This is a genomic window from Azospirillum doebereinerae, assembly GCF_003989665.1.
GTDB classification, from domain to species: Bacteria; Pseudomonadota; Alphaproteobacteria; order Azospirillales; family Azospirillaceae; genus Azospirillum; species Azospirillum doebereinerae.
The window spans coordinates 163155-186757 of record NZ_RZIJ01000004.1; the positions used below are offsets into that span (position 1 = coordinate 163155).

Sequence of the window (23603 nt, forward strand, 5' to 3'; positions counted from 1 at the left end):
GAACGCCCATGGCCGCCATCGACGCCGACCAATCAGACCGTCCGGCTCGCCACCCCGGCATCCTGGCCCTGCTGCGCGAGGACGTCGCCTGCGTCTTCGACCGTGATCCGGCGGCGCGCAACCTGCTGGACGTGCTGACCTGCTATCCGGGCATCCACGCGCTGGCGACGCACCGGCTCGCCAACGCGGCGTGGCGGCGCGGCCTGCGCTGGCCGGCGCGCTTCCTGTCCTATCTGGGGCGCTGGGCGACCAACATCGACATCCACCCCGGCGCCACCATCGGCCGCCGCTTCTTCATCGACCACGGGGCCGGCGTCGTCATCGGCGAGACGGCGGAGATCGGCGACGACGTGACGCTCTACCACGGGGTGACGCTGGGCGGCACCTCCTGGACCAAGGGCAAGCGCCACCCGACGCTGCTGGACGGCGTGCTGGTCGGGGCCGGCGCCAAGATCCTGGGGCCGATCACGGTCGGGGCCAACGCGCGGGTCGGCGCCAACTCGGTCGTCACCAAGAGCGTGCCCGGCGGCATGACCGTGGTCGGCATCCCCGGCCGCATCGTCCAGCCCGAGACCCAGCGGCGCTTGAGCGCCCACGGGATCGACCTGGAGCATCACCTGATGCCCGACCCGGTCGGCAAGGCGATCGCCTGCCTGATCGACCACATCAACCGCATCGAGGCGCGGCTCGAAGCCCACACCGCGTCCGAACGGACCATCGCCGAGCTGGCCCGCCCGCCGCTGTCGGATCTCCGCTTGGCGGACATCCGCCTGGACGGCGTGGCTTGCCAGTCCTGCGGCGACCTTTGCGACCAGGAGGGCTGCGCGCCCTCCCCTTCCACCCAGCAGCAGGCTTGAGGAGTTTCCGACGATGAGCGATTTCACCGACGATCTGGACGATCTGGAGACGGCGGAAGACTTCCTGCGCTTCTTCCAGGTCGGCTACGACCAGCGCGTGGTCAACGTGAACCGCCTGCACATCCTGCAACGCTTCCACGACTATTTGTCGGCCGACACCGGGCTGGAGGGGCTGGACGACGAGGGCACGGCGACCCGCTACCGCGTGCATCTGGAGCGCGCCTATCAGGATTTCGTGCTGTCCAACGCCATCGCCGAAAAGACCTTCAAGGTCCACAAGGACGAAGCCCGCAAGATGGCCGACCGCTTCGTGCCGCTGGACAGCCTGCTGGGATCGCCGGTGTAACCTTCATGTCCTCCACGACACCGGAATGGAATATTTTAGCAATATCCCACTGAAATGGTCATGTTAGTCCTACGGGGGTATGGCGCCTCACCGTGACGGCGCCCCCTCCGATGGATGGACCAACCGATGCCGCGCATTCGCACGTTCGATGCCTTGAAAACCCTGCTCGGTCCGGTCGGGACGGGGCGGTCCGAGGAGCGGCACCGGGTGTTCTGCTGGTCCGCCAGCAGCGGCGTCTGGGATCCCGCCACCTTCCTGTGCTGGCAATGCGTCCAGCAATATCAGGCGGCGCCGAGCAAGCGGAAAGCCATCTTCATCTACGACACCTTCCTGACCGCGAAGTCCGGCACCGCCGACGAGTTCAGCGCGGCCAGCGACGTCCTCGGCACCATCAACCTGGGCGGCTCCGGCGACGGCGTCGCCAACCCGGCCAAGGCCCTGAAGGACGACATCGCCAACATCAAGAAGGTGAAGACCTGGTGGGGCAAGATCAACAACACCGGGCTGGTCGACCGCTACAAGAATCCCACCGCCGATTTCCTCGACGGCCTGGAACGCATGCTGTCCCTGTCGATCACGGATCTTCTCAAGCCCGAATCGGGATACAACTCGGACAATACCTACCGTTACGACGGCAAATTCTCCAAGAACATCGCGTCGTCCCGCAAGTCGCTGACCGACGCCTCCTTCAGCCCGGACGCCGCCGGGCTGTGGGGAGGCTGACGGTCCGCGCGGATCCTCAGTGGATTTTGCGCTCGTTGCCGGTGTCGCGGCGGTAGACGTGGACGTGGTAGGCCGCCATCGGGTTGTCGTCCAGATAGGTCAGCAGCGCGCTCTCCGTCTTCGGGGAGGCGTTGCGGATCAGCACCTGCCACGCCGGCTCCATGGTCGCCCGCTGGGTCTCGTCGTGGGGCAGCATGATGAAGCCGGCCCATTCGGGCTCGAAATCCGCCAGATAGCTCTTGGCGTAGTGCTGCATCATCGTCGCGTCGTTGACGTTGACGCTCTCCTTGTTCTCGAAGCAAACGCGCAGGTCCATGGCCGGTCTCCTCAAAAAGAAGGGGTCGGGTGATTCGGGCGGGCGGCAAGCGCACCCTGCTCCGGAAACAGCGCTAACGCTGAGATGGTACGCCCCACCCCCCAACGGCAAGGCCTGATCGCCCGTACGCCCCTGCTCTTGGTCATAGGGACGCGAATCTTCCTGTGCGCGCGCCATGTCCAGCCTGTAGAATCACAGTGATATCCAGCAGGCATCCGTAATGAACGACGATCCGCCCACCCCCGCTCCCCAGCCACGCATCCTGATCGTCGAGGACGAAAGCCTCGCCGCGATGGCGTTGGAGGAGATTCTGGGCATGCTGGGTTACAGCGTCTGCGAGATCGCCGACAACGCCGACGACGCCGTCGCGGCGGCCGAGCGCCACCGGCCCGACATCGTGCTGATGGACATCCGGCTGCACGGTTCCAAGGACGGCATCGAAGCGGCGGCGGCGATCCACGCGCGGTTCGGCATCCGCTGCGTCTTCATGTCGGCCTTCGGCGACCCGGACACCCGCCGCCGCGCCGAGGACTGCCATCCCTTCGGCTTCCTGAAGAAGCCCTATTTCCCCAACCAGCTCGACCGCGTCCTGGCCGACGCGGTGCGCCAACTGGCGCACGCCGCCGAGACACCGGAACCGACCCCTCCGTAATCACCAGCCCCCATAAGAAAAGCCCCTCCGCCGAAGCGAAGGGGCTGATGAGTCGTTGGGGATCGGGAGAGGGACGGCGATGCGGGACCGCGAAGCCCCGCAACGCCCTCAGGGGAAATCCCTCACCCGAACTTATAACTGATGCCGTAACCGCCCCTTGGGTAGTCCCATTCGATGTTTCCGCTGTCCTGGCAGATCACACGGCAGGTGCCGCACTCCAGGCAGCCGTCCGTCGCCAGCGTCACGCCGCCCGCCTCGTTGGTCGAATAGCAGCCGGCCGGGCAGCAGACGGTGCAGGCCTTGCTGGTGCAGGCGGCGCAATGCGCCTCGTCCTTGATCCGGATATGCGGCCGGTTCTCGTCGACGATGTAGCGGTTCTGGTACAGCTTCTCTTCGATCTTCACCATCATGTTCATCGCATCGCCCTCACCAGCTTGATTGCGTCACCGACCAGACCGAACACCGAGCGGCGCTTGACGAAGGCCTTCAGGATGTCCTTTTCCTTCGTCCGCTTGTCCACGCTGTCCACGGTGAACCAGTTGTGCGCCGCCTGCGTGATCTCGTCCGGGTAGGCGCCGAAGAACTGCTTGTTGGAATGCATGATCCCCGGCAGCTCGCGGTACTTCTTCAGGTCCTTGATGACGAAGCTCTCGTCGAGCTTCTTCTTGTAGGTGGCGAGGTTGCCGGCGCCGAAATCCTTGCCGGCGGCCTTCAGCTCGATCACCGTCTCCGCCGCCATCCGGCCCGACGCCATGGCGAGGTTGGAGCCCTCGCGGTGGGCGGCGTTGTTGAAGTGGGCGGCGTCGCCGACCACCATCCAGCCGTCGCCGTAGAGCTGCGGGATCGCCTTGAAGCCGCCCTCCGGGATCATGTGGGCGCAGTATTCCTTCATCTCGGCGCCTTCGATCAGCGGCTTGATGACGGGGTGGTTCTTCAGGTCCTCCAGCATCTTGTAGGGCGGGCACTCGCCCTTCTTGAAGTCGGAGATCAGGCAGCCGATGCCGATCGTCAGCGATTCCTTGTTGGTGTACAGGAACGCGGTGCCGACCATGCCCTTGGTCACCTTGCCCATGATCTCGATGACGACGCCCTCGTCGTCCTTGATGCCGAATCGCTGCTGGATCAGTTCGGGGTCGATGAACAGGATCTCCTTGACCGCCAGCGCCACGTTCTCCGGTGCCGCTTCCTTCTGGAAGCCGGTGCGCTTGGCGAGCAGGGCGTTGACGCCGTCGGCCATGATGACGACGTCGGCGAGGATCTCGCCGCCCTCGCGGTCGGTGCGGACGCCGATCACCTTGCCCGACGCGTCGCGGATCAGCTCGGTCACCGTCGTCTCGCAGATCTGCAGGCCGCCGATGGCCCGGATCTTCTCCGAGAACCATTTGTCGATGTTGGCGCGGATGATGGTGTAGCGGTTCGGCGCGTCGGTGTTGTACGCCTCCGACCGGTAATTCGTACCGATGTAATTGTCGTCGCCCAGCAGCCAGATGCGCTGTTCGATGATGTGACGCTCGGTCGGGCAATCGTCCCTGAAATCCGGGATGATCTTCTCAAGCTCGTGGGCGTACAGGATGCCGCCCTGGACGTTCTTGGCCCCCGGATACTCGCCGCGCTCCAGTTGAAGGACCTTCAACCCTTGCTTGGCGAGCGTGTAGGTGGCGGCGTTGCCGGACGGACCGGCACCGATGACGATGGCGTCGAACTTTTCGACCATGTCCTGAGGCTCCTTTCGCGTCCGGGGGTCAGCCGGCCATCCGGTTGACCGACAGGCGGCGACCGAAGGCGTCGGTCAGCGCCGGGAGGATCGTCAGCGCGTCGCCGACCAGCCCCAGATGGGCGAAGTCGAAGATCGTCGCGTTGGGATCGGTGTTGATCGCCAGGATCAGGTCGGACTTCTCCATGCCGACGCGATGCTGGATGGCGCCGGAGATGCCGGCGGCGATGTAGAGCTTGGGGCGCACCGTCTTGCCGGTCTGCCCGACCTGCCGGTCGTTGCCGACCCAGCCGGCCTGGACCAGCGGGCGGGTTACCCCGACCTCGGCGCCCAGCACCTTGGCCAGATCGAAGACCAGTTTCAGGTTCTCCGGCTTGCCCAGCCCCTTGCCGCCCGACACGATGACGTCGGCAAACGCCAGCTGCGCCTCGTTCTGCTCGCGGTCGGCGATGAAGTTCAGCACCTTGGTGACGACGCTCTCCTCCTGGAGGTTGGGGAAGACCTCCTGGACGCGGCCGGTGCGGCTGTCGTCGCGCTCGGGCATCGCCATCACGCGGGGGCGCACGGTCGCCATCTGCGGCCGGTAGGCCAGCGTCTGGATGGTGCAGAGCAGCGTGCCGCCGAAGGTCGGGCGCGTCGCCGCCAGCGACCGGTTGTCCATGTAGATGTCCAGCTCGGTGCAGTCGGCGGTCAGGCCGGTGACCAGCGTGGTGGCGATGGCGCCGGCCAGATCCCGGCCCAGCGTGGTGGCGCCCAGCAGCACGATCTCCGGCTTGAAGGCGTTGACCACGTCGGTCATCACCCGGCAGTAGGGATCGGTGCGGTAGTCGGTCAGGACCGGGTCGGTCACCTTGTAGACGATGTCGGCGCCGTAGCCGATGGCGTCGCCGCAGATGCGGTTCAGGTCGGGGCCCTCGGCGCCCAGCACCACGGCGCCGACCTCGACGCCCAGCTTGTCGGCCAGCTTGCGGGCCTCGCCCAGCAGCTCCAGCGAGACGGAATGGACAACGCCGCGCTCCTGCTCGACGATCACCCAGACGTTCTTGTAGACCTTGAGGTGTTCGGGAAGCTGGAACTTGCGGCCCTGGGGCTTGCTCGGTTCGCTCATCGTCGGGTCTCCGGCGGAAAGATCGTCAAAGCCCGGCCGCGGCGCGGGCGAGCAGGTCGTCGGCCAGCTTGGGCTGGGCGGCGAAGATGGCGTCGATGGCGGCGGCGGCCAGCGCGTCGGGCGAGGTGCCGTCGGCCTTGATCATCTTGGCCTTCTCCGCGCGGGGCTTGGGCACGAAGACCTTCGACACCACGGTCGGCGAGCCCTTGAGGCCGACCTTGGCCTCCTCGGCGCCGGTGAAGTCGCGGCTCCAGGTCTTCAGCTCGTAGCGCGCGGCGCGGAACATGTCGTCCATCTTGCCGAAGCGCATCGTGTTGGTGCCCTCCAGCATGGTGATCATGCAGGGCAGCTTGGTTTTCAGCACCTGCACGCCGCCCTCGGAGCGGCGCTGCACCACGATCTCCTTCGAGCCGAGGCTGATGTCCTCGATCTTGGTGATGTAGGTGAGCTGCTCGAACCCGAGGCGGGTGGCGATGCCGGGGCCAACCTGGGCGGTGTCGCCGTCCACCGTCTGCTTGCCGCAGAAGACGATGTCGACCGGGTCGCTCTCCGACAATTTCAGGATCGCCGAGGTCAGCGCGTAGGAGGTCGCCAGCGTGTCGGAGCCGGCGAACTTGCGGTCGGTCAGCAGCACGGCGTCGTCGGCGCCCAGCGACAGGGCCTTGCGCAGCGAGGCCTCGGCCATCGGCGGCCCCATGGTCAGCACGGTGACGCGCGCGCCCACCTTGTCCTTCAGCCGCAGCGCCTCTTCCAGCGAGAACAGGTCGAAGGGGTTGATGATGGCCGGGACGCCCTGCCGCATGATCGTGTTGGTCACGGGATGGATGCGGATCTGGGCGCTGTCGGGCACCTGTTTGATACAGACGACGATGTGCATCCCGGTCTCCTTGAAAACGCTGGGCGCTGCGTGAAGGGGGGCCGGCGGGACCGGCGCATGCTCCCTCACAGCAAGGGGCGTGCCAGCGACGGAGAGCGCGGAAATTTCGTGGATTCATAAGGAGTTATGGGAGATTTTTTAGAGGCTCGCGAGGTTGTCGCAAAGGCGACAAAGCCCGGCCATGTCGGGTTCGTTACAGCTTGTGGAGGTGGTGTCGGGAGAAGGGGAGGTGCGGCACGCGGAGCCCCCTCCCCATCCCTCCCCCGCCTTTGGCGGGAGAGGGGGGCGGATCCTTGCCGGCGTTCGGCGGAGTTCCCTCTCCCGCTGACAAGCGGGGGAGGGTTAGGGAGGGGGCATCGGAGCCGAGACGCCCTCAGACCGCCGCGATGTACGCCACCACCCGCTCCAGTTCATCCCCGACACGCCGCACCATGACGTCCATCCCCTCAAGCCGCCCGCCGAGCGCCGCCAGTTCCACCGCGTCGGCCGCCGCCGCCAGATCCCGCGCGCCCACCGTGCGCGAGGAGCCGGCCAGCTTGTGCGCCGCCTGCCGCACCTCGTCCCAAGCGGCGCCCGCCAGCGAATCGACCAGCCATCGGTGCGACGCCGTGTTCGACGACACGAACTCGCCGAGCAGTTGCCGGACGAACTCCGTGTCGCCGTCGAACAGACCGGACAGCGCCTCAATGTCCAGCGGCGGAATCCCGACATTCGGCGCCGGCACCGCCGGCATATCCTCCGCCACGCCCTCCGCCTCGACCGCCACCCCGTCCTCCGGCGGCAGGAAGCGGTCGATCACCCGGCGCAGTTGCCCCAGGTCCACCGGCTTCGACACGCTGTCGTCCATGCCGGCGGCCAGCGATTTCTGCACCTCACCCTCCAGCGCGTTGGCGGTGACCGCGACGATGGGCAGACGCGCGCCATTGCCCGAAGCCGCCTCCTCCGCCCGGATGGCGCGGGCCAGTTCGAGCCCGTCCATCTCCGGCATCTGGCAGTCGGTCAACAGCAGGGCGTAGCGGCGCGACCGCCACATCGCCAGCGCCTGCACGCCGTTCTCCGCCATCTCCATGGCATGGCCGAGCAATGTCAGTTGGCGCTGGATGACGCGCCGGTTGGTCGGGTGGTCCTCCGCCACCAGGATCAGGCGCCCGCCGGCCAACGCCTCCTCCACCGTGGGCACGCGCGCCGCCCGGCGGATCGAGCCGCCAGCACGGTCGGTGGGATCCTCCGCCGGCACCGCGCGGCCGACCGCCCCCAGCACGGCGCGGACCAGATGCGCCCGGCGCAGCGGCCACGCGATCGGCACCACCCCGGCGGGCGGCTCCTCGCCCGGCCGGCCGAGCCAGACCCGGCCACGCACCCGGCCGCGCGAGTCACCGTCGAGAGCGCGCGTGTCGACCTCCGAGGCGACGACCAGCGCGTCGCAGGCGGCGGTCGGCAGCAGCGTGCGCAACGCCGTCTCCGCGTCGGGCGCGTCGACCACCAGCGCGCCGTCGCTGTTCAGGTAACGGGCGAGGAAGCCGCGCTCAGCCTCGTCGGGCGCGATCAGCAGCACGGTGACGCCCTCCAACGGCGGCGACGCCTCCGCGCTCACGTCCTCCGCCAGATCGGCGGCGAAGGTGAACCAGAAGGTCGAGCCGACGCCCGGCTCGCTGGCGACACCGATCTCGCCGCCCATCAGCTCGGCCAGCCGCCGACAGATCGACAGCCCCAGCCCGGTGCCGCCGAAGCGCCGGGTGGTGGACGCCTCGGCCTGGGTGAAGGGGTGGAACAGGCGGGATTGGGTGTCCGGCGGGATGCCGATGCCGGTATCGCTGACCGCGATGCGGATGGCGACCCGGTCGCCCTCGAAGCGGGCCAACCCGGCGGTCACCGTGACCGACCCGCTCTGGGTGAACTTCACGGCGTTGCCGGCGATGTTGAACAGCACCTGCCGGATGCGCACCGGATCCCCCATCACCGTCGCCGGCAGATCGGGATCGACGAAGGTGATCAGCGACAGCCCCTTGGCCCTGGCGCCGGGGGCCAGCGTGTCGGCCACCCCCTCGACCACGGAGGACAGCGAAACCGGCACCCGCTCCAGATCCAGCCGCCCGGCCTCGATCTTCGAGAAGTCGAGGATGTCGTTGATGATGGTCAGCAGCGAGCCCGCCGAATCGCGCACCACCTCGACCAACTCGCGCTGGTCGGGGGTCAGCGCGGTGTGCTCCAGCAGTTCCAGCATGCCCTGCACCCCGTTCATCGGCGTGCGGATCTCATGGCTCATGGTGGCGAGGAACAGGGACTTCGCCTGGTTGGCCGCCTCAGCCGCCTCGGTCGCGGCGACCAGCGCGCGGGTGCGGTCGGCGACCTGCCGCTCCAGGCTGCGGTTCAGCTCGGTCAATTCCTCGTAGAGGTGGACGTTGTCGAAGCCGATCGCGACCTTGGAGCAGAAGACCTCCAGCAGCCGCCGCTCGTCCGCCGTCAGCGCCCGCGCGTGGCTGAGGTAGAAGGCTGTCTCGTAACGACGCGAGGCGGATCGGAAGACCAGCACGCTGTGCGTCCGCTCGTAGCGGTTCCACCCCTCGGCCAGCCCGGCGGTGATGGCGGCGGCCTCGGCGGGCAGGCCGGCGCGCAACGGCCGACCCTCCGTTCCGGCATGGATTCCGGCGCCGCCCAGCACCAGCGGTTCGGTGGCGGCGCCATCCTCGCGGATCAGGCGCCCGACCAAGGCCACCCCGTCGCCCGGCGGGCAGAGGCCGCCGATCTGCCGCACCGCATCGCCGACGAAAGCCGCCATCGTCCGCTTGTCGAACAACGAGGAGGAGGCGTCGAGGATCCGCTCCAGCCCCTCGCGGTGGTCCTCGATGGCGGTGATGTCCTGGTAGCCGCGCAGCGCCGCGACGACCGAGGTGAACAGCTTCTGCGCGGTCAGCTCGGTCTTCGACTTGTAGTCGTTGATGTCGTAGCTGAGGATCACGTCGCGTTCGGGCGCCTGCCCCGGCTGGCCGGTGCGCAGGATGATGCGGACGCGGCGGTTCCGCATCTCGCTGCGGATGTGGCGGACCAGCCGCAGCCCGGCGTCGTCGGATTCCATCACCACGTCGAGCAGGACCACGGCGATGGCCGGGTTGTCGCGCAGCACGTCGCGCGCCTCCGCCGCCGTGCCCGCCGATAGGAACAGCGCCGGCCGCCCTTCGAAGGCGAAGCCGCGCAGCACCATCTTGGTGGTGGCGTGGATGGCGGGATCATCGTCGACGATCAGGATCAGCCAGGGCTCGACCGGTTCCGGCGGGGCGAGGGCCGCCGCAGCCTCGACGGCCGGCTCCTCGTCGGCGAACAGAAACTCGTCGCTCATCCCCGCCCCCAGCCTTGCGCGTGCCCGCGACGATAGCACAACCGGCCGAGCGCCTGCCATCCGTGCCCAAGCCCTCCATGGAAAGGGTAGATTTGCCGTTCCGCAACCGCCATGGTGGCGGCCGCTCCTCCCCCCTTCCCGCGATGCCGTCATGAGCCTGCTGAGTTGCCTCCACGACACCGCCCCGATCATCGAAGCCAAGGACGCCGACCTGGGCGACCTGTTTCCGCCCGGCTTCCTCGATCTCTACGAGGTGCACAGCTACCGCAACGCCGCCCGCATCCTGGCCTACGCCTGCACGCCCGAGTTCCAGGAGATCGTCGCCCGGCTGATGGAATTCCGCATCCGCACCGAGGACATCGTTGCGTCCGGCGGCAACAAGTCCCAGATCGCCAAGTCGATGGAGCTGATGCTGAACCCGCTCGGCTGGCACGAGACGCGGATCCGTGGCGACCTGTTCATCACCAAGGAGATCATCACGCATGGGGAAAAGCGCCTCGTCTCCGGCAAGAACCGGGGGCGGACGGTGGTGGAGCACCGCCAGCGCGACGAGATCTACAAGGTGAAGGGCTTCATCGACGGCCACAAGATCGACTTCGTGAAGGGGCGCGTGTCCTTCGACTTGGAATGGAACAGCAAGGACCAGACCTTCGATCGCGACCTCTACGCGGCGCGGACCTTCTACGAATGCGGCATCATCGGCGCCGGCGTGCTGCTGACCCGCAGCGCCGAGCTGGCCCCGCTGTTCACCGAGGTGGCGCGTCGGGTCGAGATGAAGAACTTCCAGAACAAGTACGGCGCCAGCACGACCTGGATGAAGAAGCTGCTCTACCGCCTGGACGCCGGGCGCGGCGGCGGCTGCCCGATCCTGGCGCTGGGCATCCGGCCGGCGCTGGTGTCGGACTTCGACGACTGGAAGGCGAAACACCCAGTCATCCGGCAGCAGGCCGTGTTCGAATTGGACGACACCGGGGAGGACGAGGACGATCTGGGGTGAGGTTTCGGCTCCGATGCCCCCTCCCCGGCCCTCCCCCGCTTCGCGGGAGAGGGGGCAGGAACTTTGTCAGGGTTCGGCGGCAGTTCCCTCTCCCGCCAAAGGCGGGGGAGGGTTAGGGAGGGGGCAAACGCCCTCCCCTCAATATGCGTAATCCTTGAACACCGGATCGACGCTGCCGCCCCACTCGCCTTCGAACTTGGCGAGCATCTCGTCCGCCGGGCTGCGGTTGGACTCGGCGATGGCCTGGAGCGTGTCGAGGAAATGCGTCTCGTCGTCGCCCCAGTTGTCGTTGCGGGCGCGGCGGGCCAGACCGTCGCGGGCGATGGCCACCGTCTCCAGCGCCACGTCGCGCACGGTACGGTCCCGGAACGGCGTGCGCAGGCCCTGGCGCGGAACCTCGGCGCGCAGATGCGCGCGCTCCTCCGTCGTCCAATCCTTCACCAGATCCCAGGCGGCGTCCAGAGACTGGCTGTCGTAGAGCAACCCGACCCACAGCGCCGGCAGGGCGCACAGGCTGCGCCACGGGCCGCCGTCGGCGCCGCGCATCTCCAGATACTTTTTGAGGCGCACCTCCGGGAAGGCCGTCGTCGTGTGGTCGGCCCAGTCGGTGATCAGCGGCAGTTCGCCCGGCAGGGCCGGCAGCTTGCCGTCGAGGTAGTCGAGGAAGGACTGCCCGGCCGCGTCGATGTAGGTCCCGTCGCGGTAGACGAAGTACATCGGCGTCTTCAACAGATAGTCCACGTAGCGCTCGAAGCCGAAGCCGTCCTCGAACACAAAGGGGATGTCGCCGGTGCGGTCCGGATCGGTGTCGGTCCAGATGTGGCTGCGGAAGCTCTGGAAACCGTTCGGCTTGCCTTCGGTGAAGGGCGAGTTGGCGAACAGCGCCGTCGCGATCGGCTGGAGCGCCAGCGACACGCGGAACTTCTTGACCATGTCGGCTTCGGACGCGAAGTCCAGATTGACCTGCACGGTGCAGGTCCGCAGCATCATGTCGAGCCCCAGGCCGCCGACCTTGGGCATGTAGTCGCCCATGATCTTGTAACGGCCTTTGGGCATCCACGGGATCTCGTCGCGCTTCCATTTCGGCTGGAAGCCCAGCCCCATCATGGCGATGCCCAGCTCGCCGCCGACCTCCTTGACTTGACGCAAGTGGCGGTGGACCTCGGCGCAGGTCTGGTGCAGCGTCTCCAGCGGCGCGCCCGACAGCTCGACCTGCCCGCCCGGCTCCAGCGTGATGTTCGCCATGCCCTGGACCAGCGCGATGACGTTGCCCTTCTCCTCCACCGGCTCCCAGCCGAAGCGGGTCAGGCGGGTCAGCAATTCGCGGATGCCGTCCGGACCGTCATAGGCCAGCGGGCGCAGATCGGCGGCGCGGTAGGCGAATTTCTCGTGCTCCGTCCCGATGCGCCACGCCTCGGGCGGCTTGCAGCCCGATTCCAGATAGGCGACCAGTTGGCGGCGGTCGGTGATGGGTTCGCCGCGCGTTGTCGGGGGTGCGGACATGAAAGCTCCCGCGGGTATGGGATTGACTATCGAACGGCCAAAATCAGGCGGCCGGATCGGCCGGTGAACGGAAGGGAGGGCGGGTGTCGCCGCCGCCGGCCGTCCAGTCCCCGGCCAGGGACTGCCAGCAGGCCAACGCCGCAACAACCGCCGTGTCGGCCCGCAAGATGCGGGGTCCCAAGCCCACCGGCACAACAAAGGGGAGTTTGGCGATTTCGTCAAGTTCCGACTGGTCGAAGCCCCCCTCCGGCCCCACCAGCAGCGCGGCGGGGCTGGACCCCGCCGAACGCATGGCTTCGGCGATCGGCCGCGCGATCCCCGCCTCGGCGCAGAGGTAGAGCGTCCGCCCCTCCGGCCAGTCGGCCAGGGCGCGGGCCAGCGGCACCGGATCGGCCAGCTCCGGCACGGTCAGCCGCTCGCACTGCTCGGCCGCCTCTACGGCGTTGGCGCGCAGCCGGTCCATGTTGACCCGGTTGGGGTCGGTGCGGCGGGTGAAGACCGGGCACAGGCGCGACACGCCCATCTCCGTCGCCTTCTCCGCCACGAAATCGATGCGGCCCTTCTTCAGGGGCGCGAAGACCAGCCACAGGTCGGGAACAGTGTCCTGCGGGCGGCGCTGCGCCTCCACGGTCAGCGAACACCAGCCCTTGCCGAAACCGTCGATGAGCGCCAGCCATTCGCCGTCGCGGCCGTTGAACACGGCCACCGGATCGCCGCGATCCAGCCGCAGCACATGGCGCAGGAAATGGGCGCGCTCGTGGTCCAGCCCGACCGTTTGGCCTTCGGCCAGCGGGCTGTCCACGTAGAGGCGGGTCTTGGGCTGTTCGGCCATGGCGTCGGGTCTCCGCGAAACGGAGCCGACTATAGCGGCCCGCTCGGGATTCCGTCAGCCTTTCAACGCCGGATCAGGCGGCGTCCATCAGCCGGTCGATCTCCCGGCGCAGTTCGGCCGGCAGCACCGGCTTGTGCAGGATGGTCAGCCCGTCGCGCTGGGCGTCGGCGACCAGCGCCGCCCCGGTGTCGCCGGTCAGGATGATGGCGGGCACCGTGGCCCCGGCGGCCTCGCGCAGGGCGCGGACGGCGTCCACCCCCGTCCCGCCGTTGCGCAGCCGGTAGTCGGACACGATCACCGCCGGGCTGGGAGCCGTCTCCAGCGCCTTCAGCGCCGTGACGGCGTCCTCGGCGGCGACGACGCGGAAGCCCCAGGTCTCCAGCATGATCTCCATGCCGGCGAGGATGATCGCTTCGTCGTCGATGACGACGGCAAGCCGTTCCTGAGGTTCCATCGATCCCATTTTAGGTTGAAAACCGTTTGAATTGGCACTTCGAAGCAGTATCGATTCAAAACCGCCGAGCGCAAGATCTTTTCGCATTTTCCCCAGCGGCTTGCCGTGACATCGGACGCCCGATAGTTTGACGCGCCGCCCGACACACATCAGGGTCGAAACCCACCATGACCAGCACCGCCAAACCGGATCCCACCGACTTCACCGACATCCGCCGGGATGGCTGGATCGGCCGCTGGGCACCCGCACCGTTTCGCCCCTATCTGACGCTGGCGCGACTCGACCGGCCCATCGGCACGTGGCTGCTGCTGTTCCCCTGCTGGTGGAGCGTGGCGCTGGCGGCCCCGCGCTGGCCCGACCTGTGGATGATGGCGCTGTTCGCCATCGGCGCCGTGGTGATGCGCGGGGCCGGCTGCACGGTCAACGACATCCTCGACCGCAAGTTCGACGCCATGGTGGAGCGCACCCGCTCGCGCCCGATCCCCTCGGGCCAGGTGTCGGTGCGCCAGGCGCTGGCCTTCCTGGTCTTCCAGCTGCTTCTGGGGCTGGTGGTCCTGCTGCAATTCCCGCCGGCCGCCATCGGCCTGGGGGTGCTGTCGCTGGCGCTGGTCTTCACCTACCCGCTGATGAAGCGCATCACGTGGTGGCCGCAGGCGTTCCTGGGGCTGACCTTCAACTGGGGGGCACTGATGGGCTGGGCCGCCGTGCGCGGCGACCTCGACTGGCCGGCGGTGGTGATGTACGTGACCGGCATCGCCTGGACACTCGGCTACGACACCATCTACGCCCACCAGGACAAGGAGGACGACGCGCGCATCGGCGTGAAATCGACCGCGCTGCGGCTGGGCGACACCAGCAAGATCTGGATCTACGGCTTCTACACACTGACCTACGCCGGGCTGGGACTCAGCGGGCGGCTGGCGGGTTTGAGCGGGCTGTACCTGATGGTGCTGTCGCTGGCCGGGCTGCATCTGGCGTGGCAGGTGGCGACGTGGCGCCCGGACGACCAGAACGATTGCCTGGACAAGTTCAAGTCGAACCGCTGGTTCGGCTGGCTCGTGCTGGCGGCGATTTTGGCGGGGAAGCTGTAGGGGAAAAGCTCAGGTTTCCCCAACCTTGTGCCTTACAGGAAAGCGTCTGCCTGAAATGCAGATGTCTCGAAGGAAATCCGGCTGCGAAGCGACGCGAAGGCGCGATCCGCGCCGCCGGTCAATGCTCGTCGCTGTCCGCCACTTGAGCGACGGCGGTGCTGGAGCCGGGCTTGCGGCCGGGCAGCAGGGTGCGCAGCCCTTCGACCGAAGCGACCAGCCCCTTGGCGGCCGCAGCGGCGGCACCGCCGATCGCCGTCGGCTTGCGGGCGGGCAGAACCGCCACGTCCAGGCGCTCCGGCTTTTGCGGGGCCTGGAGCGCCGCCATGAGAACCTGCGGCTTGCGGCCGGGCACGCCGACCGAATGACCCTTCGCCGCCTTGTTGGCGAGCGAGGCCTCGACGATGCGCGGCTGCTTGCCACGGCCATGCGGCGAAACGGTGAAGCCCGAGTCCATGCCGCGGTCGCCGGCGTCCAGCACGCGGCCACGGCTCGGCTCCTCCTCGCCTTCCGGCATGATGAAGCCGTAGGCGGTGTAGACGCGCATGCCCAGCTGGTCGGTCGGCTCGTGCCAGACGCGGACGGCGGACCAGTCGTTGCGCGAGGAGACGTCGACCACCCGCATGCCGCGGCGCAGACCGTCGCCGTCGATCCAGGTGTGGTCCACCTCGATGGTGCGGCGGTCGATCACCGCGCTGACCAGCGAGACGTGGCCGCGCCGCATGTGGCCGGTGCGCTTGAAGACGAGGACGGAACCGATGGCGGGGTGGTTTTCCCGGTCGTACTGCCCGGCGGCGGTGTTCCACCACGTCCAGGCGTCGCCGCGTATCGTGAAATCGGAGATCGCCCGCACGGTGCGCACGCAATCCTGGGCGGCGGCCGTCGAGACGGAAAGGGGGCTGAGCGCGAGCAAGGCCGCGAACGAAAGGCTGACGGCAAGACCGCTCGGCCGCATGATTCCCCCATTCCCTTTGTCTTTCCCCAGTCGAACGGGTAACACGGGTTCTTACCTGTGTCTACACCGTTTGAATTATGTAACCGTGATGAACGGCCGGCAATCGTCGCTGACCCTGCGGAACCTCGTGAGAATCCAAGCATGAACAACCCGTCTCCGCTCGACTTCGTCCGCGACAACACGACGCTGGCAACACCCCCTCTGCTGCCCGAGATCCAGCTTCATCTTGCCACCGAAGTCACTCCGCTGTGGGAAGCCACCGAGGAGACCTTGGCCGAGAAAAATCTCCCACCTCCGTACTGGGCCTTTGCCTGGCCGGGGGGGCAGGCGGTCGCCCGGCTGATGCTCGACCGGCCCGATCTGGTGGCCGGCAAGTCGGTGCTGGATTTCGCCGCCGGCACCGGAGTCGTGGCGGTCGCGGCGATGATGGCGGGGGCGGCGCGCGTGCAGGCCTGCGACATCGACCGCTTCTCGCTGGCCGCCATCGCCTTGAACGCAAAGGCCAACGGGGTGGAGGTGAAGGCGGTCAGCGTCGATCTGGTCGGGCGCGAGCTGCCGGGCATCGACGTGGTGCTGGCAGGCGACGTCTGCTACGAGCGGCCGATGGCGGAGCGGGTGACGGCGTGGCTGCGCACCGTCGCGGCAACCGGCACTCTGGTTCTGCTGGGCGACCCCGGCCGCGCCTATGTGCCCGCCCACGGGCTGGAGAAGGTCGCGACCTACACCGTCCCGACCTCGCTGGAACTCGAGGACCGCACGACCCGTGAAACGACGATCTGGCGCCTGCTGGCGGAGTGAGGGGTCGGGAACAAGGTATGTTTTACACGGATGAACACGGATTTCGCAGAGACACGGCGCATTCGGTCCCCGAAACCGACCGTACTTTGAGCGTCCAGGAAAACGTCTTGGAACCGATATCTTTTTTATCCGTGTTCATCCGTGTCTTGATCCATGTTCCTCCGTGTAAAAATCCTCCTCCCCTCTTGACGCCTTTCATGCCGCGCGGAACCTTACGCGCCCTCGCAGAGTTCTGACGGAAGCCCATCCCATGCCTTACACCTCGTTGCGCGACTTCATCGACCGGCTGGAGAAGGCGGGGCGGCTGGTGGTGGTGAAGGAGCCGGTCTCCGCCATGCTGGAGATCACCGAGATCCAGACCCGCCTGCTGGCTGAGGGCGGCCCGGCTGTGCTGTTCGAGAACGTGATCAAGGCCGACGGCACGCGCTCGGAGATGCCGGTGCTGGTCAACCTGTTCGGCACGGTGGAGCGGGTCGCCTGGGGCATGGACCGCGAGCCGCACCAGCTCCGCGCGGTCGGCGAGACGCTGGCCTTCCTCAAGCAGCCCGAGCCCCCCGGCGGCTTCCGCGAGGCGCTGGAACTGATCCCGCTCGCCAAAACAGTGATGTCGATGAAGCCGAAGACCGTCGGCTCCGCTCCCTGCCAGGAGGTCGTGCTGACCGGCGACCAGATCGACCTCGGCCGCCTGCCGGTGCAGGGCTGCTGGCCGGGCGAGCCGGCGCCGCTCATCACTTGGCCGCTGGTGGTGACCAAGGGGCCGACCGGAAAGCGTGAGGACGACTTCAACCTCGGCATCTACCGCATGCAGGTGCTGGGGAAGAACAAGACGATCATGCGCTGGCTGAAGCACCGCGGCGGCGCCCAACACCATCACCGCTGGCAGGCCAGTGGAAAGCGCGATCCGCTGCCCTGCGCCGTGGTGCTCGGCGCCGACCCCGGCACCATCCTCGCCGCCGTGACGCCGGTGCCCGAGACGCTGTCGGAATACCAGTTCGCCGGGCTGCTGCGCGGCAAGAAGGTCGAGCTGGTCGACTGCAAGACCGTGCCGCTGAAGGTCCCGGCCCAGGCCGAGATCGTGCTGGAAGGCCATGTCAGTCTGGACGAATACGCCGACGAGGGGCCCTACGGCGACCACACCGGCTACTACAACTCGGTCGAGTCCTTCCCGGTCTTCACGATCACCGCGATGACCATGCGGCGCAACCCGATCTACCTGTCCACCTTCACCGGCCGACCGCCCGACGAGCCCTCGGTGCTGGGCGAGGCGCTGAACGAGGTGTTCATCCCGCTGCTGGTCCAGCAATTCCCCGAGATCGTCGATTTTTGGCTCCCGCCGGAGGGCTGTTCCTACCGGATCGCGGTGGTCAGCATGAAGAAGGCCTATCCGGGCCACGCCAAGCGCGTGATGATGGGCGTCTGGTCCTTCCTGCGCCAGTTCATGTACACGAAATGGGTGATCGTCGTGGACGACGACATCGACGCGCGCAACTGGAAGGACGTGATGTGGGCGATGTCGACCCGCATGGACCCGGCGCGCGACATCACGGTGATCGAGGGAACGCCCATCGACTACCTCGACTTCGCCAGCCCCGAATCGGGGCTGGGCGGCAAGGTCGGGCTGGACGCCACCAACAAATGGCCGCCCGAGACTAAGCGCGAATGGGGTCAGAAGATCGCTATGGACCAAGACACGGTTAATCAGGTCAGCCGCAAATGGGACCTCTACGGCCTGCCCGGCAGCGGCAAGCCGATCTGGAAGTGACCGGCTATCAATTGGTCATCGTTGCTTTTATAGGGACAATCCATCGCAAAAACGTTGGATTATCGTTTTGACAGAAACGCGTAATCTCCTCTTCAGACGAACCGCCCACCACCGGGCCTCACCCGAAGAGGAGATCACGATCATGACCAACACCACCGCCAGCACTGGCATCGACGCCCGCACCGCCCCCTACGCCGCCTTGATCCTGCGCGTCGGCCTCGGCCTTCTGTTCCTGGCCCACGGCCTCGTGCTGAAGGTGATGACCTTCGGGATCGCCGGCACGGTCGGCTTCTTCGAGAGCCTCGGCTACCCCGGCGTCTTCGCCTATCTGGTCATCCTCGGGGAGATCGGCGGCGGGCTGCTGCTGATCGCCGGCGTGTACACCCGATGGATCGCGCTGGCCCTGCTGCCGATCATGATCGGCGCCACCCTCCAGCACGTCGGCAACGGCTGGGTGTTCAACGCGCCGAACGGCGGTTGGGAGTTCCCGGCCTTCTGGACCGCGCTGCTGGCGGTGCAGGCCCTGCTGGGCGACGGCGCTTTCGCGGTGAAGGTCCCGGCCCTGAACGCCCCGGTCACCGCCGCCCGCCGGCCGGAAATCGCCTGACCCACCGCCACGCAGGACGGCGCACAAAGCGGTCTGCGGCGGCACGGGACGGGGGAGGGACAAAATGCCCCTTCCCCGTTTCGTGCCGCCGCCCCATTTGCTAGACAAGTCGGAGACCAACCGGAGACGCTGATGCCCGCCCCGCAGAACGACCAGCCCGATGTCCTCAACCTGCTGGACGACCTGATCGCCAAGGCTCGCAAGGCCGGGGCCGATGCCGCCGACGCGGTACTGTTCGACAGCGCGTCCGTGTCGCTCAGCCAGCGCCTGGGCAACCCGGAGAAGCTGGAGCGGTCGGAATCGGGCGATCTCGGCCTGCGGGTCTTCATCGGCAAGCGCCAGGCCATCGTCTCCTCCACCGACCGCAGCGCCGAGGCGCTGGCCGCCCTGGTGGAGCGTGCGGTCGCCATGGCGCGCGTCGTGCCGGAGGATCCCTTCACCGGGCTGGCCGACCCCGAGCAGCTCGCGCGCAGCCTGCCCGCGCTCGACATCCTCGATCCCGAGGAGCCCGCCACCGACGTCCTGATCGAGCGAGCCCGCCGGGCGGAAGAGGCGGCACTGGCGGTGGCCGGGGTCACCAACTCCGAAGGCGCCGATTCGGGCTGGAGCCGCTCCACCATCGCCATCGCGGCGTCCAACGGCTTCGCCGGCAGCTACGGCGTGTCGCGGCAGTCGCTGTCCGCCTCGGTGCTGGCCGGCACGGGCACCGGCATGGAGCGTGACTACGACTACGACAGCAAGGTCTACGGCAGCGACCTGCGCGACGCCGCCGAGATCGGGCGCGAGGCCGGCGAACGCGCGGTGCGCCGCCTGAACCCGCGCCGGATGAAGGGCTGCAAGGTGCCGGTGGTGTTCGACCCGCGCGTGTCGCGCGGTCTGCTCGGCCATCTGACCGGGGCGATCAGCGGCCCCGGCATCGCGCGCGGCACCAGCTTTCTCAAGGACAAGATGGGCGAGCGCATCTTCGCCGACTCCGTCACCATCGTCGACGATCCGCACGTGAAGCGCGGCCTGCGCTCCCGCCCCTTCGACGCCGAGGGGGTGGAGGTCACCCGCCGCACCCTGATCGAGGACGGCCGGCTGACGACCTGGCTGCTCGACCTGCGCTCGGCCCGGCAGCTCGGGCTGACGACGACCGGCCACGCGGCGCGCGGCACGTCCGGCCCTCCCGGCCCGGCGCCGGCCAACGTCTACATGGCGGCGGGCAAGCGCAGCCGCGCCGACATCCTGGCCGAGATCAAGGACGGCTTCTACGTGACCGACCTGATGGGCATGGGCGTCAACGGCGTGACCGGCGACTACAGCCGGGGGGCCGGCGGCTTCTGGATCGAGAACGGGGAGATCACCTTCCCGGTCAACGAGATGACCATCGCCGGCAACCTCAAGGAGATGTTCCTGAACATGGAGCCGGCCGACGACCTGGAGCTGCGCTTCGGCATGGACGCCCCGACCGTGCGCATCGACGGGATGACCATCGCCGGACTGTGAGGGGCTTGAACGGGCGAGGCGCCTTCGGGCGCCGCGCTCACCCCAGAAGAGCCGGCCCCACCAGAACCGGCAGGGTCCAGCCCGCCAGCGCGATCTCCACCGGCAGGCGCGCCACCACGTCCCCGTCGCCCTGCACCGCGTCGCCCGCCGGTCCCTCGATGACGACCCGCCGGGCCGTCACCACCCGGTAATCCGGGAAGCGCGCCAGCCGGCCGGCGGTGACTCCCCAGACATAGCGGAGCGCGTTCCACCGCCCGGCCCTGGGAAACAGGCAGACGTGCAGCTCCGGCTCGGTCAGCCGGGCGTCGGGGGCGCAGACGAAGCGCCCGCCGTAGAAATGCCCCTTGGCGACGATCACCGCCGCGACCTCCTCGACGGTGGTGTCGTCCAGCGTCACGCGGTAGCGGTGCCCCGGCCGCACCGCCAGTTGCACCAGCGTTTCCGCGACGTAAGCGCCCTTGCCGATCAGGCGCTTCAGCCGGGGGTTCACGCGCTCCACCACCCGCGCGTCCAACCCGGCCCCGGCCATCAGCGAGAACACCCGCCCGTTGGCGAGCGCCGAATGGATCGCCACCGTCCGGCCGCCGGCCAGTACCCGCGCCATCCCCTCGGCGTCGCTCGGCAGCCCCAGTTCGCCCGCCAGCACGTTCGCCGTACCCATCGCGACGACGCCCAGCGGCACCGGCGTGCCGGCGGCGGCGTGGACGGCGAGCCCGTTGATCACTTCGTTGATCGTGCCGTCGCCGCCGGCCGCGACCACGGCATCGACGCTGCCCGGCGCCACCGCGCGGGCGAAGGCCTCCGCGTCGCCCCGCCCGCCGGTCGAGCGCACGGAGACGGCGACGCCGTGCACACTTTCCAGCCGCTCGACCACCGCGCGCAGACGCCGCGCGCGCCGGCCGCCGGCAACCGGGTTGTGGATCACCAGAAGCCGCCGGATCGCCACCGCCCCGGCCCGCTCCCCCACTCCTTCGATTGAGTCCAGCACCGATCGACTCCCGTCCGGCGGGCTTGGCCGCCGTGTTTGTTTCAGTATAGTGACGCTTAATTTAAGAATAAATTTCAGATCAAAGACAGTTTTACTGTCTATCTCATAAAAGAATTCGCCGACAGATGCGGTTTGTTCTATTTATTGTCAAGAAGAGAGATTGCGATTATACCCAGTCTGTCTTCAAGATCAGCTTGACGATCCTTGTCACGGCGACGATGGAGCGGATGATGGACGGCGCCCATGCGGTCAAGCGATACCGCAGCATCTGGATCTCCGACGTTCATTTAGGAACGCGCGGCTGCCAAGCCGAGCTTCTTCTCGATTTTCTCAAGCACACCGAATCGGACCACCTGTTCCTGGTCGGCGACATCGTCGACGGCTGGCGCCTGAAGAAGAGCTGGTACTGGCCCCAGGCGCACAACGACGTGGTGCAGAAGATCCTGCGGCGCGCGCGCAAGGGCGTCGGGGTCTACTACATCCCCGGCAACCACGACGAGGCGGCGCGCGAGTACATCGGCCTGCAATTCGGCGGCGTGCAGGTGGTCGACGAGTGGATCCACACCACCGCCGACGGAAGGCGCCTGCTGATCACCCACGGCGACCGCTTCGACGCGGTGGTGCGCTACGCCAAGTGGCTGGCCCTGCTGGGGGACCAGGCCTACGTGGTCCTGCTCCAGGTCAACACGCTGTTCAACCGGGTGCGGCGGCGGCTGGGCTTCCAGTACTGGTCGCTGTCGGCCTACCTCAAGCACAAGGCCAAGACCGCCGTCGAGTTCATCGGCAACTACGAGGCGGCTCTGGGCGAGGAGGCTCGCCGCCGCAAGGTGGACGGCGTCGTCTGCGGCCATATCCACAGCGCCGAGATGCGCGACATCGAAGGGATCCTCTATTGCAACGACGGCGACTGGGTCGAATCCTGCACCGCCTTGGTCGAGCACGACAGCGGAGCCCTGGAGATCATCCATTGGGCGGAGGTCATGGCCCAACGCACGGCGTCCCGGACCACGGACAAGGCGACCGCCAAGACGACCGAGAAGGCGGCGGCGTGAACATCCTGATCGTCAGCGACGCGTGGCACCCACAGGTCAACGGGGTCGTCCGCACCATCGGCACCGTCCGCCGGGAACTCGAAGCGATGGGCCAGACGGTCGAGGTCATCGGCCCCGACCGCTTCCGCACCGTCGCCATGCCGAGCTACCCGGAAATCCGTCTGGCGGTCGGGGCGAGGCGGCGGCTGTGGACGATGATCGAGGCGATGCGTCCCGACTGCATCCACATCGCCACCGAGGGGCCGTTGGGCTTCGCCGCCCGCGCCTACTGCCTGAAGCACGGCAAGCCCTTCACCACCGCCTACCACACGCGCTTTCCCGAATACCTGCGCGACCGCGCCCCGATCCCGCTGGCGCTGTCCTACGCGGTGGTCCGGCGCTTCCACAGGCCGTCCTCGGCGGTGATGGTGGCGACCCAGACCATCGAGGACGCGCTGACCGGCCGGGGCTTCGCCAACATCAAGCGCTGGACGCGCGGGGTGGACACGGCGCTGTTCCGCCCGCGCGACAAAGGTTTTCTCGATCTACCGCGCCCGGTGTCGCTCTACGTCGGGCGCGTCGCGGTGGAGAAGAACCTGGAGGAGTTCCTGAAGCTCGACCTTCCCGGCACCAAGCTGGTGGTCGGCGACGGCCCGGCCCGCGCCGAGCTTCAGCGCAAATACCCCGAGGTGCAATGGGCCGGAGCCAAGCACGGCGAGGATCTGGCCCGCCATTACGCGGCGGCGGATGTGTTCGTCTTCCCCTCGCGCACCGACACCTTCGGCCTCGTGCTGCTGGAGGCGATGGCGTCCGGAATCCCGGTGGCCGCCTACCCGGTGCCGGGACCGCTGGACGTGGTGAACGGCTCCGGCGCCGGTTGCCTGGACGAGGATTTGAAGCGCGCGGTGGAGACGGCGCTGACCATCCCGGCGGAGATTTGCCGGGATCACGCGCTGGGCTACTCGTGGCGGCGCTCGGCGGAGCAGTTCCTGTCCAATCTGCGGCCGTTCGGCCACGCGGAGTTGCCTCCACCCTAACCATCCCCCGCCCAACGGGGGGAAGGCCGGGGTGGGGTCCAGCGCGACGGAAAGGCCGTACCCGCATCCCCATCGCGCCGCCCGCGCTGCCGTGCTAAGGTGCGGCCCGTCGCGCGGCCGGGAAACCGGCGGC

Annotated in this window: 23 protein-coding genes; 12 read left to right on the forward strand and 11 right to left on the reverse strand. The window is 67.9% G+C overall.

The window, feature by feature from the left end:
* The first annotated feature begins 8 nt into the window (after window positions 1–8).
* The 3 genes from cysE to EJ913_RS07305 all read left to right on the forward strand — a co-directional run bounded on the left by cysE (window position 9) and on the right by EJ913_RS07305 (window position 1926).
* Window positions 9–857 (forward strand): serine O-acetyltransferase, encoded by an 849-nt coding sequence (cysE, locus tag EJ913_RS07295; RefSeq protein ID WP_126996279.1) that lies wholly within the window; start codon window positions 9–11, stop codon window positions 855–857.
* A gap of 13 nt (window positions 858–870) precedes the next feature.
* Complete coding sequence (gene nifW, locus EJ913_RS07300) at window positions 871–1203, forward strand: nitrogenase-stabilizing/protective protein NifW (RefSeq protein ID WP_126996281.1); 333 nt, start codon at window positions 871–873, stop codon at window positions 1201–1203.
* 126 nt (window positions 1204–1329) lie between these two features.
* Window positions 1330–1926 carry a hypothetical protein gene (locus EJ913_RS07305; protein ID WP_126996282.1) on the forward strand — a complete coding sequence of 199 codons (597 nt, stop codon included), beginning with the start codon at window positions 1330–1332 and terminating at the stop codon, window positions 1924–1926.
* A 16-nt stretch (window positions 1927–1942) separates the two neighbouring features.
* Here EJ913_RS07305 and EJ913_RS07310 read toward each other — a convergent pair whose 3' ends face one another.
* On the reverse strand, window positions 1943–2242 hold the full coding sequence (locus EJ913_RS07310) for a hypothetical protein (RefSeq protein ID WP_126996284.1): 300 nt from the start codon (window positions 2240–2242) through the stop codon (window positions 1943–1945).
* Between the two features lie 220 nt (window positions 2243–2462).
* Between EJ913_RS07310 and EJ913_RS07315 the strand changes: the two genes are divergently transcribed.
* Complete coding sequence (locus EJ913_RS07315) at window positions 2463–2894, forward strand: response regulator (protein WP_126996286.1); 432 nt, start codon at window positions 2463–2465, stop codon at window positions 2892–2894.
* 122 nt (window positions 2895–3016) lie between these two features.
* Here EJ913_RS07315 and EJ913_RS07320 read toward each other — a convergent pair whose 3' ends face one another.
* The 5 genes from EJ913_RS07320 to EJ913_RS07340 all read right to left on the reverse strand — a co-directional run bounded on the left by EJ913_RS07320 (window position 3017) and on the right by EJ913_RS07340 (window position 9930).
* Complete coding sequence (locus EJ913_RS07320) at window positions 3017–3310, reverse strand: ferredoxin family protein (RefSeq protein WP_211098902.1); 294 nt, start codon at window positions 3308–3310, stop codon at window positions 3017–3019.
* Complete coding sequence (locus tag EJ913_RS07325) at window positions 3307–4608, reverse strand: FAD-dependent monooxygenase (protein WP_126996288.1); 1302 nt, start codon at window positions 4606–4608, stop codon at window positions 3307–3309. Before EJ913_RS07325 ends, EJ913_RS07320 begins: the two co-directional genes overlap by 4 nt.
* Window positions 4609–4636: 28 nt before the next feature.
* The gene (locus EJ913_RS07330) at window positions 4637–5716 is read right to left on the reverse strand and encodes an electron transfer flavoprotein subunit alpha/FixB family protein (protein ID WP_126996290.1); all 1080 of its coding nucleotides are present in this window, start codon (window positions 5714–5716) and stop codon (window positions 4637–4639) included.
* A 25-nt stretch (window positions 5717–5741) separates the two neighbouring features.
* Entirely contained in the window at window positions 5742–6593 is an 852-nt protein-coding gene (locus EJ913_RS07335; RefSeq protein ID WP_126996292.1) for an electron transfer flavoprotein subunit beta/FixA family protein, read from the reverse strand.
* A 373-nt stretch (window positions 6594–6966) separates the two neighbouring features.
* Window positions 6967–9930, reverse strand: a complete 2964-nt coding sequence (locus EJ913_RS07340; protein ID WP_126996294.1) for a hybrid sensor histidine kinase/response regulator — start codon at window positions 9928–9930, stop codon at window positions 6967–6969.
* A 151-nt stretch (window positions 9931–10081) separates the two neighbouring features.
* On the opposite strand from EJ913_RS07340, the gene EJ913_RS07345 reads away from it, so the two are divergent.
* Window positions 10082–10927 (forward strand): BglII/BstYI family type II restriction endonuclease, encoded by an 846-nt coding sequence (locus EJ913_RS07345; RefSeq protein ID WP_126996296.1) that lies wholly within the window; start codon window positions 10082–10084, stop codon window positions 10925–10927.
* A gap of 138 nt (window positions 10928–11065) precedes the next feature.
* Here the strand turns inward: EJ913_RS07345 and EJ913_RS07350 are convergent, their stop codons facing one another.
* The 3 genes from EJ913_RS07350 to EJ913_RS07360 form a co-directional block, all read right to left on the reverse strand.
* The gene (locus tag EJ913_RS07350) at window positions 11066–12430 is read right to left on the reverse strand and encodes a glutamate--cysteine ligase (RefSeq protein ID WP_126996298.1); all 1365 of its coding nucleotides are present in this window, start codon (window positions 12428–12430) and stop codon (window positions 11066–11068) included.
* A 43-nt stretch (window positions 12431–12473) separates the two neighbouring features.
* Window positions 12474–13262 (reverse strand): 16S rRNA (uracil(1498)-N(3))-methyltransferase, encoded by a 789-nt coding sequence (locus EJ913_RS07355; protein ID WP_126996300.1) that lies wholly within the window; start codon window positions 13260–13262, stop codon window positions 12474–12476.
* Window positions 13263–13335: 73 nt separating this feature from the next.
* Complete coding sequence (locus EJ913_RS07360; protein WP_238519696.1) at window positions 13336–13716, reverse strand: response regulator; 381 nt, start codon at window positions 13714–13716, stop codon at window positions 13336–13338.
* 167 nt (window positions 13717–13883) lie between these two features.
* Here EJ913_RS07360 and ubiA point away from each other — a divergent pair, with 167 nt between their 5' ends.
* Window positions 13884–14807 (forward strand): 4-hydroxybenzoate octaprenyltransferase, encoded by a 924-nt coding sequence (gene ubiA / locus EJ913_RS07365; protein WP_126996304.1) that lies wholly within the window; start codon window positions 13884–13886, stop codon window positions 14805–14807.
* Window positions 14808–14925: 118 nt separating this feature from the next.
* Here the strand turns inward: ubiA and EJ913_RS07370 are convergent, their stop codons facing one another.
* Complete coding sequence (locus EJ913_RS07370; RefSeq protein ID WP_126996306.1) at window positions 14926–15759, reverse strand: CHAP domain-containing protein; 834 nt, start codon at window positions 15757–15759, stop codon at window positions 14926–14928.
* Between the two features lie 141 nt (window positions 15760–15900).
* Between EJ913_RS07370 and EJ913_RS07375 the strand changes: the two genes are divergently transcribed.
* The 4 genes from EJ913_RS07375 to EJ913_RS07390 all read left to right on the forward strand — a co-directional run bounded on the left by EJ913_RS07375 (window position 15901) and on the right by EJ913_RS07390 (window position 20414).
* Window positions 15901–16557, forward strand: a complete 657-nt coding sequence (locus EJ913_RS07375; RefSeq protein ID WP_126996308.1) for a class I SAM-dependent methyltransferase — start codon at window positions 15901–15903, stop codon at window positions 16555–16557.
* Window positions 16558–16807: 250 nt separating this feature from the next.
* A complete protein-coding gene (locus EJ913_RS07380; RefSeq protein WP_126996310.1) occupies window positions 16808–18319 on the forward strand; it encodes a UbiD family decarboxylase in 1512 nt (503 codons plus the stop codon).
* A gap of 142 nt (window positions 18320–18461) precedes the next feature.
* Window positions 18462–18926: a DoxX family protein gene (locus EJ913_RS07385; RefSeq protein WP_126996312.1), complete on the forward strand. Its 465-nt coding sequence runs from the start codon at window positions 18462–18464 to the stop codon at window positions 18924–18926.
* A gap of 132 nt (window positions 18927–19058) precedes the next feature.
* Window positions 19059–20414: a TldD/PmbA family protein gene (locus tag EJ913_RS07390; RefSeq protein ID WP_126996314.1), complete on the forward strand. Its 1356-nt coding sequence runs from the start codon at window positions 19059–19061 to the stop codon at window positions 20412–20414.
* A 37-nt stretch (window positions 20415–20451) separates the two neighbouring features.
* Here the strand turns inward: EJ913_RS07390 and EJ913_RS07395 are convergent, their stop codons facing one another.
* On the reverse strand, window positions 20452–21402 hold the full coding sequence (locus EJ913_RS07395) for a diacylglycerol/lipid kinase family protein (protein ID WP_126996316.1): 951 nt from the start codon (window positions 21400–21402) through the stop codon (window positions 20452–20454).
* A gap of 230 nt (window positions 21403–21632) precedes the next feature.
* On the opposite strand from EJ913_RS07395, the gene EJ913_RS07400 reads away from it, so the two are divergent.
* A complete protein-coding gene (locus EJ913_RS07400) occupies window positions 21633–22454 on the forward strand; it encodes a UDP-2,3-diacylglucosamine diphosphatase (protein WP_126996548.1) in 822 nt (273 codons plus the stop codon).
* Window positions 22451–23470, forward strand: a complete 1020-nt coding sequence (locus EJ913_RS07405) for a glycosyltransferase family 4 protein (protein ID WP_126996318.1) — start codon at window positions 22451–22453, stop codon at window positions 23468–23470. The genes EJ913_RS07400 and EJ913_RS07405 overlap by 4 nt, the downstream gene beginning before the upstream one ends.
* Window positions 23471–23603 lie beyond the last annotated feature (133 nt).

Excerpts from the sequence above, each read along its gene's own strand:
- EJ913_RS07315 (WP_126996286.1), top strand. The coding sequence starts at position 2,463 with ATGAACGACGATCCGCCCACCCCCGCTCCCCAGCCACGCATCCTGATC.
- EJ913_RS07325 (WP_126996288.1), bottom strand. The coding sequence starts at position 4,608 with ATGGTCGAAAAGTTCGACGCCATCGTCATCGGTGCCGGTCCGTCCGGC.
- EJ913_RS07345 (WP_126996296.1), top strand. The coding sequence starts at position 10,082 with ATGAGCCTGCTGAGTTGCCTCCACGACACCGCCCCGATCATCGAAGCC.
- EJ913_RS07380 (WP_126996310.1), top strand. The coding sequence starts at position 16,808 with ATGCCTTACACCTCGTTGCGCGACTTCATCGACCGGCTGGAGAAGGCG.
- EJ913_RS07370 (WP_126996306.1), bottom strand. The coding sequence starts at position 15,759 with ATGCGGCCGAGCGGTCTTGCCGTCAGCCTTTCGTTCGCGGCCTTGCTC.
- ubiA (WP_126996304.1), top strand. The coding sequence starts at position 13,884 with ATGACCAGCACCGCCAAACCGGATCCCACCGACTTCACCGACATCCGC.
- EJ913_RS07385 (WP_126996312.1), top strand. The coding sequence starts at position 18,462 with ATGACCAACACCACCGCCAGCACTGGCATCGACGCCCGCACCGCCCCC.
- EJ913_RS07330 (WP_126996290.1), bottom strand. The coding sequence starts at position 5,716 with ATGAGCGAACCGAGCAAGCCCCAGGGCCGCAAGTTCCAGCTTCCCGAA.
- EJ913_RS07305 (WP_126996282.1), top strand. The coding sequence starts at position 1,330 with ATGCCGCGCATTCGCACGTTCGATGCCTTGAAAACCCTGCTCGGTCCG.
- EJ913_RS07360 (WP_238519696.1), bottom strand. The coding sequence starts at position 13,716 with ATGGAACCTCAGGAACGGCTTGCCGTCGTCATCGACGACGAAGCGATC.
- EJ913_RS07355 (WP_126996300.1), bottom strand. The coding sequence starts at position 13,262 with ATGGCCGAACAGCCCAAGACCCGCCTCTACGTGGACAGCCCGCTGGCC.
- EJ913_RS07340 (WP_126996294.1), bottom strand. The coding sequence starts at position 9,930 with ATGAGCGACGAGTTTCTGTTCGCCGACGAGGAGCCGGCCGTCGAGGCT.
- nifW (WP_126996281.1), top strand. The coding sequence starts at position 871 with ATGAGCGATTTCACCGACGATCTGGACGATCTGGAGACGGCGGAAGAC.
- EJ913_RS07390 (WP_126996314.1), top strand. The coding sequence starts at position 19,059 with ATGCCCGCCCCGCAGAACGACCAGCCCGATGTCCTCAACCTGCTGGAC.
- cysE (WP_126996279.1), top strand. The coding sequence starts at position 9 with ATGGCCGCCATCGACGCCGACCAATCAGACCGTCCGGCTCGCCACCCC.
- EJ913_RS07375 (WP_126996308.1), top strand. The coding sequence starts at position 15,901 with ATGAACAACCCGTCTCCGCTCGACTTCGTCCGCGACAACACGACGCTG.
- EJ913_RS07310 (WP_126996284.1), bottom strand. The coding sequence starts at position 2,242 with ATGGACCTGCGCGTTTGCTTCGAGAACAAGGAGAGCGTCAACGTCAAC.
- EJ913_RS07320 (WP_211098902.1), bottom strand. The coding sequence starts at position 3,310 with ATGAACATGATGGTGAAGATCGAAGAGAAGCTGTACCAGAACCGCTAC.
- EJ913_RS07350 (WP_126996298.1), bottom strand. The coding sequence starts at position 12,430 with ATGTCCGCACCCCCGACAACGCGCGGCGAACCCATCACCGACCGCCGC.
- EJ913_RS07335 (WP_126996292.1), bottom strand. The coding sequence starts at position 6,593 with ATGCACATCGTCGTCTGTATCAAACAGGTGCCCGACAGCGCCCAGATC.
- EJ913_RS07400 (WP_126996548.1), top strand. The coding sequence starts at position 21,633 with ATGGACGGCGCCCATGCGGTCAAGCGATACCGCAGCATCTGGATCTCC.